This is a genomic window from Leisingera sp. ANG-Vp (assembly GCF_000813725.1).
GTDB lineage: Bacteria > Pseudomonadota > Alphaproteobacteria > Rhodobacterales > Rhodobacteraceae > Leisingera.
In genome coordinates this window covers 1-12,173 of the sequence record NZ_JWLD01000041.1, presented here as the reverse complement: position 1 = coordinate 12,173, position 12,173 = coordinate 1, and the positions used below count along the sequence as shown (strand labels likewise).

Here is a 12,173-nt window from a genome sequence, read left to right as displayed (position 1 = left end):
TATCAGGGGCGCTGCCCGCGGCAGGCCGGAAAGGGGCGGGAGAGTTTCATTGGCGCTGATTTGGGCTGGACCTGTGCGAGGGGCAGAGGAAAATGGCCGCATGACAGACGATTCTTTAAAGCAAACCAGCAAATTTCTGAGCTACCTCCTGCGTCACAATCCCGCTGCTTTGCAGCTTGATATGGATGCCAGCGGCTGGGTGGCAATTGCCCAGATCACTGCCCGGTCCAAGCCGCCAGTTACCCGCGCGGAGATAGAGGAGGCTGTGCGCCGCAATAACAAACAGCGGTTCTCAATCTCTGCCTGCGGCACCTTCATCCGGGCCAACCAGGGGCATTCCATCGATGTGGACCTTGGGCTGGAGCCGGCACTGCCGCCGGACCTTCTGTTTCACGGAACCGCGCAGACCTCTGTGACGATAATCCTGCAGGAGGGGCTGCTGCCGATGCAGCGGCAGCATGTGCATCTTTCAAGCGATACCAGCACTGCCAGACAGGTTGGAATGCGCCATGGCAAGCCGGTCATTCTGCAAGTCGACGCAGCAAAGATGCAGCTGCAGGGGCATAAGTTCTACATGTCGGAAAACCGCGTTTGGCTGTGCAAAACCGTGCCGCCTGAATTCCTTGAGCTCCAGGGGCCGGAGACTTAGCCGCTCCCGCCCAGCCCTGCATCAGTCCCTGCCAGGCCGCCGGAACAGAAAACCGCCCCGGCGAGCACCGGAGCGGTTTGCCTGCTGGGTTTGCAGATCAGTAGGAGGTGTCCTGATCCTTCAGCGCGTCTTCCAGCAGTTTCTCGTTGCGGGCTTCCTCGATCTTGCGGATGCGGTCTTCGCTGGAGCGGTTGTCAAAGCGGTACTTCACCACGTTGATCAGGCTCAGCGTCAGCAAGAGAACGCCCATGGCCCAATAGCCCTTGGTGGCCAGCGGAACTTCGGTGGAGAGCCAGAGGGAAATCCCCAGCATCCCGTAGGCCAGGCCCACGCCGGCCAGGTTCAGCAGGATAATCAGTTTGTTGTCGGTGCTGTCGGTCATCATTGAATGTCTCCAGAGTAATAATCGGGTTTGCAGCTTTGCATTTCAGGTGCTGAAAGTGCGGTGTTCCGCTCAGCTCTTGCTTTGAAGGCGGCTCAGCACATCAGCGGCGGTGCTGCGGCTGCGGGGGCCGAAACCGGCGTCGGCCAGATCATCGGCGATGGTCGTGTTGTTCAGCTCGCCGTCGATCTCGCGCAGGATCTCGCCCTGCTCGAACGGGTCATCGCGCTGCAGCACTTCCCCGATCAGCGCTTCAGCCTCTTCCACCGGGCTGTCGCCAGCCGCATGTTTGCGGATGCGGCGCTGGATGTCCTGCTCGCGCCGGGTGGCGCGGGCGGCAATAGCGCCCTGTTTCAGATCGGTGATCCGGCGGTTGGCTGTTTCAACCGACTGGCGCAGCTGCAGGATCCGCATCTCCAGCCGGTCCAGAGTCTGGCGGCGCACAGCCAGTTCGTTTTCCATCTCAGCCACGGCTTGGGCGGCGCTTTGGGCCAGATCCTCGCGGCCTGCTTCCAGTGCCTCTCCGGCCCGGCCCATCAGGTCCTGAATGCGCGCTTCCAGCGCCTCCACCTGGCGCTGCTCGCCGCGCTGGCGCTGGATCAGGCTGGCCAGAGTCAGCTTGGCTGCCTTCAGGTTTGCCTCCGCCTCGCGGATCTTCTGGGTGATCAGCTCAATCGAGAACGTCTCGCGCAGCTGCTCTTCGGCCCGGGCATTGGCACCGGTGATCAGGGTCTTCAGAGTGGTAAACATCGCTTCCTCCGCTTTATGAACGTCGTTCACAAGCAGAGTGATCGCACATTCATGAACATCGTTCAAGAATTATTTTGAACGATGTTCAAAAAATCTATCCGGGCCCGATCTGACCAAGAACCTGGGCGATCATCGTTTCGATCTGTTCCGGCGGCACGCCGGAAATCCGCCGCTCCAGCCCCAGCAGCACAATGCCATGAACCGAGGAGAACAACGCCCGTACCATCAAGCCGGTTTCCTCGGCCCCTTTGCCAGGGAACAGCTCCGCCACCGGGCGCGCAATATTGGCAAAGAGCCCCTCCAGCGCTTGCAGATACCAATCCGGAACCGGCCCTTCCGCTGTCATCTGCAGGTCGAACAGCGCCCGCCACAGGTTGGTGTTCTCAGCCGCAAACCGCAGATAGGCATTGCTCATCAGGATCAGGCGCTGCGTGGGCGGTTCGTGATCCGCATCAGCGACGGAGGCTTCGACTGCAGCCCCCAGGTGCTGGAAGGTGCGGCCGTTCACCGCCATGATGATGGCGGTCAGATCGTCATATGCGTTATAGATCGCGCCCAGTGCGCAGCCAGCGTCCTGCGCCAGATCCCGGGCCCGAAGCGCCCCTGCCCCATCTCGGGCAATGCGGATCTCGGCCGCTTCCACCAGTTTTTCCCGCAGCGCCGCTTTGCGCGCTTCCACTTTGCCTGCCATGGCGCTCCGCCTTCAATTTGAACCACGTTCAAAATACTGACGGCACAAGCGGCGTAAAGCGGGAAATCAGATCAGCCCGCGCCAGCGCAGCACAATGATCAGCAGGGCCAGCACAACAAGAACGGAAAAGGCCATGCTGCCGAGCACGCCCAGCCAGAAGCCTTTGCGCCGGTCGGCAAGGTCGATTTTCTCCAGATGCGCCTTCACCTCACGGGCCGCGCCGCGCAGCGGTTTTTCATCGACGGTCAGCCGCAGTTTGGGATGATCCAGCAGCGGCAGCGCATCCGCGATCTTCATGCCCTGCTTGTAGATCCGGCGGGGGATACGGCGGCGCACGCGCTTCAGGGCTGCAGCCAGATCGCCCGAGGCATGCTCGCGCTCTTTCAAAAGCGCACAGATGTCTTCGATGTCCTGTTCCAGGCTGGCGGCCATACCGGCACTCTCCCCTTGCTGCATTCTGCGCCACCCTACTCTGCCAGCCATGCTGCCTCAATGGGGGGTGGCAAGCCTTTGCCTGCGCGGCTATCAAGGCGTCATGCTGAACACGATCACACATGGCTCCGCCACGGACAAACCGCCGCTTCTGATTGCCCACGGGCTTTATGGCTCGGCCCGCAACTGGGGTGTCATTGCAAAGCGCCTGTCGGACGAGCGGCTGGTGGTGGCTGCGGATATGCGCAACCACGGCGACAGCCCGAGGACGGACAGCCATACCTATCCGGAGCTGGCGGCGGATCTGGCCGAAGTGATTGACGCCCATGGCGGGCAGATGGATGTGATCGGCCATTCAATGGGCGGCAAGGCGGCAATGACGCTGGCCCTGAACCACCCGGAAGCCGTGCGCCGGCTGGTGGTGGCGGACATTGCGCCGGTTGCCTATGGGCACACGCAGATCCAGTACATCCACGCGATGCGCTCGGTGGATCTGGAAACCATTCAGCGCCGCCCCGAGGCTGCAGCGCAGCTGGCAGAGGCCGGGGTGGAACCCGCGCTGCAGAGCTTCTTCACCCAGTCGCTGGACATTCCGAACAAGCGCTGGAAGCTGAACCTGGACACGCTGGCGGATCAGATGCCGAACATCATGTCCTTCCCCGGGATGGAGGCGTCGTGGGGCGGCCCTGCGCTGTTCCTGTCAGGCGCCGAGTCGGACTATGTGCTGCCGGAGCACCGCGATCTGATCCGCGCCCGCTTCCCTGCCGCCCGCTTTGCCAAGCTGCCCGGCGCGGGCCATTGGCTGCACGCCGAGAAGCCCCGGGAATTCGAGGCCGCCGCACGGGTGTTCCTGAACGCTTGAACCGCGTCAGGCGCCGCGGGCGTAAAGCTGCTTGGCCACCAGCCAGGCCACGGGCAGACCCAGGACCGCGCCAATAGCTGCCGAGGCCAGGATGGCCGGAACCGTGCTCATGCCCGCGACCAGGACCACGATCACGCCAACGCCTGCCAGGCTGCTGCCGATCAGCGAATAAAGAACGGATGCAAGGCGCAACATGGGGTCTCTCCTATAGCTGCCGAGTCTCTTTGGATACAGGCATAGGAAGAGCGGCCGGCTGCCGCCTTGATCAGGATCAGATGGCACACCAATCAAAAAGGGCGGCCCCGAAGGGCCGCCGGCAGCTGACGATCCGGGGAGGAACTGGTCAGCCGATTTCCACGAAAACCCGGCCGCCCTCGACCTTGACCGGGTAGGTCTTGAGATCCTGATGCACCGGCGCCGACAGCGCCTTGCCGGTGCAGATGTCAAAGCGGCCGCCGTGCAGCGGGCATTCGATGACGCAGTCGATCACCAGCCCGTCCTCCAGGCTCTGCTCCTCATGGGTGCACATCAGGTCAGAGGCAAAGAACCCCTTCTCGGTGTTGTAGATCGCGTATGATTTGCCCTCGTGCTGCCAGGAGATCAGGTCTTCCTCGTCGATGTCATCGGTGGCGCAGGCGTCAATCCATTGGCTCATGCTTTTCGGCTCCTGAAATTCAAATGTTCACATGGTCCGCTGCGCAACGCGCTCCACCGGGCCGCCGTCGGTGATCATATGCGGCGCCTGGCGGATGGTGGCAGCCTTGGTCTGGCGGCCCAGCGAGCGGCGCAGCACCACAGACATCACTTCAAGGTTGGTCTTGAAGAAGCCCGGGTCCGGCTCCGGCAGCTGCTCCTGCACCGCCTCGGCCAGTTTCGGCAGCGCGTGAAAAGGCACTTGCGGGTAGAGGTGATGTTCAACGTGGTTGTTCATCTTCATATAGAGGAACTCGGCCAGCCAGTTGCTGCGGAATGAACGGGTGCTCTCCAGGATCGAGGGCGAGTTCTCCTGCAGCTCCACATGCTGGATCAAGGTAAACAGCAGCATGACCGGCGCGCCCAGAACCCGCGGGATCACGATCAGCCAGACCGGCCACCAGATGCCAAGGAAAGGCGCCGCGGCGATCAGCGCATAGATCGCCAGCATGATACGCGCGTTGCGGGTCATCTTGGCGAACTCGCCTTCGGGTGTGACCATCTTCATGGTGTCGGTGTAATGGCCCACCGCCAGATGCACGAAAACCTGCATGTGAAAGCGCAACAGCGCAAAGCCGGTGATCTCGGCCAGCCAGCCGCCAAAGCCCATCGGCGTGTCGAAGGGCATCTGGCTGTCCTTGCCCACCCACCAGGTATGGGTGTGGTGGTTGGTGTGGGTGTAGCGGCGGTGCAGCGGTTCCTCCATGTAGAGGAGCGAGGTGACCCACAGCACCGTCTCGTTCAGCCAGCGGGTGCGGAAAGCGGTGCCATGTGCGGTTTCATGGCTGAAGGAATAGGCCGGGACGGTCAGGAAGATGCCGTGCAGCAGCATCGCGGGCCACATCCAGATAGAGCCAAGCGAGGCCCAAACCAGCGTGCCGGTGGCGGCCAGGAAGGCGATCCACTGCGCAATATAGATCAGGCCAGGCCTGTCGCTGCGGGCTGCGATGGATTTCAGCGTCTTCTTGTCGAGCTTCACGCCCGAGGAAGCGGCATTTGTAGGGACGTAGTCAGGCATCTGGACCCTTCTGGATGGCTGAGTTGCAGAAGTGATTGGGACTGTGCAGGCGGCAGCTGCGCGGGTTTGCGGCAGAGCACCTTATGATTTCGTCGAGGAGACAGAACGCCGTTAGGCGCCGTTGAAAAGGGGAGATAGGCCATGCGGTCAGCACCCGCCCGGCTGCAGGCCGGGCAGCGCCCGACCCTCCCCACGGGAGGGCGCTTCACGCCCACCCAGGGTCAGGCGCTGCCCTCAGTGCTTTACCCTCCCCTCAGCTTTGTCAGCTGGCGTAATTGGAGCCTTCGTCGTCGAGGATTGCTTTCAGTTCGGCCAGGTGGCGCTCCGCCTGATCCGGGTAATCCTCCAGTTCCTGCGCTGTTTTCTCGGCGACCTCATCGCTCAGCACCCGCAGCTTCTGGCCGGTCTGCAGCGCGCGGATATAAGTCTCAGCGGCGCGCTCAAAGTAGTAGAGGCGGTTGAAGGTATCCGCGACGGTGTCGCCGATTACCAGCACCCCGTGATTGCCCATGATCATCACCTTGACCTTCGGATCACTCAGCATCGAGGCACAGCGCGCGCCTTCGCTTTCAAAAGCCAGACCGCCAAATTCGCCGTCAACGACATAGCGGTTATAGAAGGTGGCGGTGTTCTGGTCGATCGGCGGCAGGGTGCTGTCGGCGAGGCAGGCCAGAACAGTGGCGTGGATCGAATGCACATGCATCACGCAGCGCGCATGCGGGCACAGCCGGTGGATCGAGCCGTGCAGGCCCCAGGCGGTCGGGTCCGGCGCGTCGGGGCGCTCCATGGTCTTGGGGTCGTTGGCGTCCAGGAACAGCAGGTCCGAGGCCTTGACGCGGCTGAAATGCACTTGGTTCGGGTTCATCAGGAACTGGCTGCCGTCCTCGTTCACCGCCAGGCTGAAGTGGTTCGCCACCGCCTCATGCATGTTCAGCCGTTCGGTCCAGCGGAACGCCGCGGCCATGTCGACGCGCTCCTGCCAATGGGTGAGGTTCGGGCTCAAATCCGCTTGCTTGTTCATTCTGGCGCCTCCCAAAAGTTGCTACCCCATTGGTGCCAGCCGCAATCGCTGCTGACAAACGATTGATTCAAGCGTAATGCATTAATTGAACTAATGCATAGGTCATGCGTCGATGTCTTCCCCTGGATCGCCCTCTTCCTCCCTGCCCCCGCTCACCTGGCTGCGCGCCTTTGAGGCCAGTGCCCGGCACCTGTCGTTCACCCGCGCCGCCGGCGAGTTGAACCTGACGCAATCGGCAATCAGCCAGCATGTGCGGAGCCTGGAGAACTTTCTGGGCCGCGAGCTGTTCATCCGCAAAACCCGCGCGCTGGAGCTCAGCGAGGCCGGGGCAAATTACATGCCGATCGTGCGCGAGGCGTTTGACCTGATTGCGGCCGGCACCCAGGCCTTCACCGGCGGCGATCAGGGGCGGCATCTGGTTTTGCAGTGCAATATGGCGTTCTCGGTGTTCTGGCTGTCGCCCCGCCTGCCGCGGCTTTATGAAAAATACCCTTGGCTGGTGCTGAACATCGTGACGCCGATCTGGGACCCGGAGCGCCATGCCGGCTCCGCCGGGATCGAGATCCGGTTTGGCCGCCCAGCTGACATGTCAGCAGCAGCCATAAGGCTGACGCGGGACCGGTTCTACCCGGTCTGCGCTCCCGGCTATCAGGGCGGAGAGGTGGATTTCACCACAGCGACTCTGCTGGATTGTGCTGGGGTCACAGGCTCTTGGGGCGCGTGGTTCAAGTCGCAGGAACTGCCGTTTGAGCGCAATCATGAGATCCAGCTGGCCTCCACTTACGTGATTGCCATGACCGCTGCGGTGAATGGCGCTGGCATTTCCATGTCGCATGACACATTGGCGGGCGGGCTGCTGGAGAGCGGCCAACTGGTGAAAGCCCACGAGCACTCGGCAGAGCTGCTTGAGAACTACTTCCTGCTACCGCCGCCGAGCCATTCCAGCACACCGGCGTCGCGGGCGTTCTTGGATTGGCTGGAGGGAGAGCTGCCTCCCCTGTAGTGCAGAACATGAGGCCCTCGCCCGGCCCTGGGTGGGCGCACAAGCGCCCTCCCGTGGGGAGGGTCGGGCGCGGGCCGGGCCTTTGGCCCGACCCAAAGACATTTTCAAAAATCTCCAACATCACCTGCAAATGTGCGCTATCCGCCCGCCTCTTGCGCGTTAAGTCGCGCGCGGCTATATGCGCGGCACCGGTCGCAGCCTACCCGGTCACCAAAACAAGGGTTCAAACATGAAGACTATCGTTATCTGCTCGGGCGGGCTGGATTCCGTTTCGCTTGCCCATATGGTCGCTGAGGAGCATCAGTTGACCCGTCTTGTCTCTTTCGACTATGGCCAGCGCCACCGCAAAGAGCTCGATTATGCCGCCGCCGCTGCCGAACGGCTGGGCGTGCCGCATGACATCATCGACATGCGCGGGATCGGCGCCGCCCTTTCCGGCTCAGCCCTGACCGACGACATCGACGTGCCGGACGGCCACTATGAAGAAGAGACCATGAAGGTCACTGTGGTGCCGAACCGCAATGCCATCATGCTCGCCATCGCCTATGGCATTGCCGCTGCCAATGGCGACGATGCTGTGGCCACGGCGGTGCATGGCGGCGACCACTTCATCTATCCGGACTGCCGCCCGGCCTTCACCGAGGCGTTTGACGCAATGCAGCGCGCGGCACTGGACGGCTATGCGGACGTGCGGCTGTATACCCCGTTTGTACACCGCACCAAGGGTGACATCGTCACCGCCGGCGCCAAGCACAGCACGCCCTTTGCCGAGACCTGGTCCTGCTACAAGGGCGGCGACAAGCACTGCGGCCGCTGCGGCACCTGCGTGGAGCGGCGCGAGGCCTTCCACCTGGCGGGTGTCGAAGATCCGACAGACTATGCCGACCCGGATTTCTGGAAAGCCGCCATTGCAGGCAAGGACGGCGCCTGATGTTCCGGATCACCAAGGAGTTCCACTTCTCGGCCTCGCATCAGCTGACGCATCTGCCATGTGATCACCAGTGCCACCGGCTGCACGGGCACAACTACATTGTGGTGGTTGAACTGGCAGGCAAGGAGCTGAACAGCGACGGTTTTGTGCGCGACTATCACGAGCTGAAGCCGCTGAAGGACTACATCGACGGCACCTTCGACCACCGGCACCTGAACGACGTGCTGGACTGCCATTCGACCGCAGAAAACATGGCCAAGCATTTCTACGACTGGTGCCATGCTCGCTGGCCAGAAGTGACGGCTGTGAAGGTTTCGGAGACGCCCAAGACCTGGGCCGAGTACAGACCGGGTTTCGGGCCATGAGCTTGCGCATCGCGGAAATCTTCGGCCCCACGATCCAGGGCGAAGGCGCCCTGATCGGAGAGCCCACGGTGTTTGTGCGCGCAGGCGGCTGCGATTACCGCTGCTCCTGGTGCGACAGCATGCATGCGGTCGACAGCGCCTACCGCCACGACTGGGCTGTGATGGCGCCCGAGGAAGTCATGGGCGAGGTGCGGCGCCTCTCAGGCGGCAAGCCGCTGACGGTGTCGATCTCCGGCGGCAACCCGGCAATCCAGGATTTTGCCCCGGTAATCGCCTATGGCAAGGCCGAAGGCTACCGCTTTGCCTGCGAGACCCAGGGATCGGTCAGCAAGCCGTGGTTTGCGGATCTTGATACGCTGGTGCTGAGCCCCAAGCCGCCCTCCAGCGGCGAGAAGGTGGATTGGAAGGCCTTCGACAAATGCCTAGAAGCCGCCAAGGGCTGCGGCCAGACGGTGATGAAGATCGTGATCTTTGACGACAAGGATTACGCCTGGGCCAAGGCCGCAGCGGAGCGCCACCCGGAGCTGCCGCTGTACCTGCAGCCCGGCAACCCGGAAGTAGACCCGGATCTGCCCGTCGACCTGCAGCAGGCCACTGACCGGCTATTGTGGCTCATCGAAAAAGTAACCGGCGACGGCTGGTTCACCCCCCGCGTCCTGCCCCAGCTGCATGTGCTGGTCTGGGGCAACAAGCGCGGCGTCTGAAGATAGGAACCTGACATGTCTGACAGCATCTACAGCAACCTGAAGCAGCTGGGCGGCGACACCATCGTGCCGCAAAGCCCGGAACAGGCGGAACTGGAACGGGTCCAGAACCCGCAAGGAGACGTGGCCTATAACGTGCGCTTCACCGCGCCCGAGTTCACCTCGCTCTGCCCGATGACCGGCCAGCCGGACTTTGCGCATCTGGTGATCGATTATGTACCCGGTGAATGGCTGGTCGAAAGCAAATCGCTGAAGCTGTTTCTCACCTCTTTCCGCAACCACGGCGCCTTTCACGAGGATTGCACCGTCTCCATCGCCCGCCGCCTGGCGGACTTCCTGGAGCCGCAATGGCTGCGCATCGGCGGCTACTGGTACCCGCGCGGCGGTATTCCGATTGACGTGTTCTGGCAGACCGGCCCGATGCCCGAAGGCGTGTGGATCCCGGACCAGGGCGTGCCGCCCTACCGCGGCCGCGGCTGAAATCAAAAGGCGGAGAGATACCCTCTCCGCCTGTTTTGTTTGCTGGGGTTAGGAAACAGCCATCGGAAGATAGTGCTCCAGCCAGATCTGCCCATACTGCGCGTTCATATGGGTGACTTCACCGCTTGGATGCTGTTCAGGCTCTGATTCAGCGTCAATCTGCAGCCTCTTCGATCCTTTTGCATATTCCGGGAAAGTGGACCTTGTGCCTTCGATCACCGTGGAATCGGGCTGAGCGATCAGGCTTGCGTCCAGCCCGTCGAACAAGGCGCCCTGGAGATAAGCCGTTTCGGCCTGATGCGGGCAAGACCATTGGGCCGCCGGCACCCCGGGGACAGGCACTTTGAACGGTGCAGCAGCCACATCGACCGGTTTTCCGGTGACGGTCCGCAGCTGGCCCGCAAGCTTTACGGCAGGGCTCCGGCTGCCGCGATCCTTCAAAGCGGCTTCGCGCACTGCCACGGAATAATCTATGTCCGATTGCCGCGGGTATGGCTGGCTTATCAGGCCATAGAACAAAAAGCGGTCGTACTGGTTCGGATCGCAAGCCTCCAGCCCCCCGGAGGTCACCTTCAGGATGTCGCGGACATCGTCCGTCATCGCAACCAGCTTGCCATCTCTCACCGCCAGCTGCCTAATGCTCCCCCTCGGGGCTGCAAAGAACGTTAGGGAGACGTCCGGCCAGTTGCCGCTGATTTGCCGCCAAGCATCCACCAGCGCCCCGCAGTGGCTGCTGCCAATCACACAAAGTTTCATTTCTGACCGCCGAATTTTGCCAGGATTTCTTCTTCGCAAACCAAATCAGCCTGACTGTTCAGCGCCGCTCTCCCTGCCGGCTGGCCCCGGACGCCAAAGGTTTCCGCCTGGCTGCCAAAGAAGGTATCCATCACGAACCGGACCCCCGGCATGGCGACATTTCTTTGGTTTGGCTCGAAGAATGCCCCTTTGAAGGGCGCGCTGTTGATGATCTCGTATGACGGAAAGTAATCGACATAGGAGCGCCGGTCGGCCATTTGGCCCGCGACCGCTCTAAGGATCGATTTTGATTGCATCGTTGCAACCAGAACATGCTTTCCGGACTTGGTTGCCGTGAGCGGCACAGGAGAAACGGTGAAGATAACTTTCAGGCCGGGATTAACGGTGGTCATCCGCTTCAGCGCGTCCTGAAGCGCACTTTGCACCCCGCCGAAAACCAAATTGTTGAACTGATGCACCTGCGGGTCGAAAGTTCCAGCAACTGTGCCAGGGCACATCGGATACTCATAGCCCTCAGCCTTGTTCAGCCATTGCTCGGTCAGGCCCAGCGTGAAGACAAAAACGTCAGCCTCGGCAACGCTGCGCCGGAAGGCTTCCAAAGTGACCGCCCGGGCCTGCAAAAGCTCATCCTTGCTGGCAAAACCGCCGGGTTCGACGTTGGGCCGGAACGGATCGAACCAGCGGCCATCCTTCTCCCAGACCTCATCCGGCATCTTTGCGCCGCCAAAGGCCCATTTCAGCCACTGCAGCAGAAGCGTCGCCGTATAGATATTCCCGGTGCGACTGGAGAACACGTCGTAATTGAACTTAGCCGCATTGTCATCGGACAGCCCGAAAGGCCGCTCTTCCGGCCGGAACCAGCTGAACCCTCTTGCCGCCAAGGCCCGGCCGATATGCTGCGCGAAACACGACCCGTAGGTTGACACGCGGCTGTCCTGGGCTACCCGGAATTTGGGAACCCAAAGGCCTGAGATATCCAGCATGTTCTTGTCGGCAACAGCTGTGCGCCAGAAACCGCGGGGCGGAACACTCTCATAGGGATTCATCAGAAGCATCGTCCTTCGTTGCGGGCCCGCCCCCTGCAGGGCAGCCTCAGACATATCTCTATTATTGCAGGCTCCGCCTGCGCAAGCCGATACTGAAGCACCGAAAGCTGTATTCAACTTGAAATTGAGATCTTTGCTGGCTCAGCCATTCTGGCACTCAAGGTCTGTTTGCTTTGGCGCCAAGGCCGCTCGCTGCCCGCGGCTTCCCGGGTTTCCGCAAGTCCTTGCTCTGCTCTTAAGCTAAAAGGGGCAAACTAGAACCTGACAACCGCCCCAAATCTGTACCCCGTTGATGGACGCCCCCGCAAACGTCGGGAACTGAAGGGTTCTAACGGGAGCAAGCAGACACATTCCCTTCCGCGTCCGCTTGCCCCGCCATAGAAATCAGCC

Annotated in this window: 17 protein-coding genes; 7 read left to right on the top strand and 10 right to left on the bottom strand. The window is 61.8% G+C overall.

Annotated elements, in window-relative coordinates:
• The first annotated feature begins 100 nt into the window (after positions 1 to 100).
• Positions 101 to 649, top strand: coding sequence for an RNA 2'-phosphotransferase (locus RA20_RS13850; protein ID WP_039129815.1), 549 nt, complete (start codon positions 101 to 103; stop codon positions 647 to 649).
• Positions 650 to 746: 97 nt separating this feature from the next.
• Here the strand turns inward: RA20_RS13850 and RA20_RS13845 are convergent, their stop codons facing one another.
• From RA20_RS13845 to RA20_RS13830, 4 genes are all read right to left on the bottom strand, one after another.
• Positions 747 to 1,031, bottom strand: a complete 285-nt coding sequence (locus tag RA20_RS13845) for a hypothetical protein (protein WP_152618517.1) — start codon at positions 1,029 to 1,031, stop codon at positions 747 to 749.
• A gap of 72 nt (positions 1,032 to 1,103) precedes the next feature.
• Positions 1,104 to 1,781, bottom strand: a complete 678-nt coding sequence (locus RA20_RS13840) for a PspA/IM30 family protein (protein ID WP_039129819.1) — start codon at positions 1,779 to 1,781, stop codon at positions 1,104 to 1,106.
• Between the two features lie 94 nt (positions 1,782 to 1,875).
• Positions 1,876 to 2,472, bottom strand: a complete 597-nt coding sequence (locus RA20_RS13835; protein WP_039129809.1) for a TetR/AcrR family transcriptional regulator — start codon at positions 2,470 to 2,472, stop codon at positions 1,876 to 1,878.
• Positions 2,473 to 2,538: 66 nt separating this feature from the next.
• Complete coding sequence (locus RA20_RS13830; protein ID WP_039129807.1) at positions 2,539 to 2,904, bottom strand: hypothetical protein; 366 nt, start codon at positions 2,902 to 2,904, stop codon at positions 2,539 to 2,541.
• A gap of 103 nt (positions 2,905 to 3,007) precedes the next feature.
• On the opposite strand from RA20_RS13830, the gene RA20_RS13825 reads away from it, so the two are divergent.
• Positions 3,008 to 3,766, top strand: coding sequence for an alpha/beta fold hydrolase (locus RA20_RS13825; RefSeq protein WP_039129805.1), 759 nt, complete (start codon positions 3,008 to 3,010; stop codon positions 3,764 to 3,766).
• A 6-nt stretch (positions 3,767 to 3,772) separates the two neighbouring features.
• On the opposite strand, the gene RA20_RS13820 is transcribed toward RA20_RS13825, so the two are convergent.
• The 4 genes from RA20_RS13820 to RA20_RS13805 form a co-directional block, all read right to left on the bottom strand.
• On the bottom strand, positions 3,773 to 3,961 hold the full coding sequence (locus RA20_RS13820; RefSeq protein WP_039129803.1) for a hypothetical protein: 189 nt from the start codon (positions 3,959 to 3,961) through the stop codon (positions 3,773 to 3,775).
• Between the two features lie 148 nt (positions 3,962 to 4,109).
• Positions 4,110 to 4,421 carry a non-heme iron oxygenase ferredoxin subunit gene (locus RA20_RS13815; RefSeq protein ID WP_039129800.1) on the bottom strand — a complete coding sequence of 104 codons (312 nt, stop codon included), beginning with the start codon at positions 4,419 to 4,421 and terminating at the stop codon, positions 4,110 to 4,112.
• A 27-nt stretch (positions 4,422 to 4,448) separates the two neighbouring features.
• A complete protein-coding gene (locus tag RA20_RS13810; protein WP_039129797.1) occupies positions 4,449 to 5,477 on the bottom strand; it encodes a fatty acid desaturase in 1,029 nt (342 codons plus the stop codon).
• A 262-nt stretch (positions 5,478 to 5,739) separates the two neighbouring features.
• Positions 5,740 to 6,498 (bottom strand): class II aldolase and adducin N-terminal domain-containing protein, encoded by a 759-nt coding sequence (locus RA20_RS13805; RefSeq protein ID WP_039129795.1) that lies wholly within the window; start codon positions 6,496 to 6,498, stop codon positions 5,740 to 5,742.
• A 112-nt stretch (positions 6,499 to 6,610) separates the two neighbouring features.
• Between RA20_RS13805 and RA20_RS13800 the strand changes: the two genes are divergently transcribed.
• The 5 genes from RA20_RS13800 to queF all read left to right on the top strand — a co-directional run bounded on the left by RA20_RS13800 (position 6,611) and on the right by queF (position 9,981).
• The gene (locus RA20_RS13800; RefSeq protein WP_039129793.1) at positions 6,611 to 7,501 is read left to right on the top strand and encodes a LysR family transcriptional regulator; all 891 of its coding nucleotides are present in this window, start codon (positions 6,611 to 6,613) and stop codon (positions 7,499 to 7,501) included.
• 229 nt (positions 7,502 to 7,730) lie between these two features.
• A complete protein-coding gene (gene queC / locus RA20_RS13795; protein WP_039129790.1) occupies positions 7,731 to 8,432 on the top strand; it encodes a 7-cyano-7-deazaguanine synthase QueC in 702 nt (233 codons plus the stop codon).
• Positions 8,432 to 8,797: a 6-carboxytetrahydropterin synthase QueD gene (queD, locus tag RA20_RS13790; RefSeq protein ID WP_039129787.1), complete on the top strand. Its 366-nt coding sequence runs from the start codon at positions 8,432 to 8,434 to the stop codon at positions 8,795 to 8,797. Before queC ends, queD begins: the two co-directional genes overlap by 1 nt.
• On the top strand, positions 8,794 to 9,501 hold the full coding sequence (gene queE, locus RA20_RS13785) for a 7-carboxy-7-deazaguanine synthase QueE (RefSeq protein ID WP_039129785.1): 708 nt from the start codon (positions 8,794 to 8,796) through the stop codon (positions 9,499 to 9,501). The genes queD and queE overlap by 4 nt, the downstream gene beginning before the upstream one ends.
• 15 nt (positions 9,502 to 9,516) lie before the next feature.
• Complete coding sequence (gene queF / locus RA20_RS13780; RefSeq protein WP_039129783.1) at positions 9,517 to 9,981, top strand: preQ(1) synthase; 465 nt, start codon at positions 9,517 to 9,519, stop codon at positions 9,979 to 9,981.
• Positions 9,982 to 10,029: 48 nt separating this feature from the next.
• On the opposite strand, the gene RA20_RS13775 is transcribed toward queF, so the two are convergent.
• Both RA20_RS13775 and RA20_RS13770 read right to left on the bottom strand, forming a co-directional pair.
• Positions 10,030 to 10,581 (bottom strand): hypothetical protein, encoded by a 552-nt coding sequence (locus RA20_RS13775; RefSeq protein ID WP_152618516.1) that lies wholly within the window; start codon positions 10,579 to 10,581, stop codon positions 10,030 to 10,032.
• 152 nt (positions 10,582 to 10,733) lie between these two features.
• On the bottom strand, positions 10,734 to 11,783 hold the full coding sequence (locus tag RA20_RS13770) for a GSCFA domain-containing protein (protein ID WP_039129817.1): 1,050 nt from the start codon (positions 11,781 to 11,783) through the stop codon (positions 10,734 to 10,736).
• Between the last annotated feature and the right edge of the window lie 390 nt (positions 11,784 to 12,173).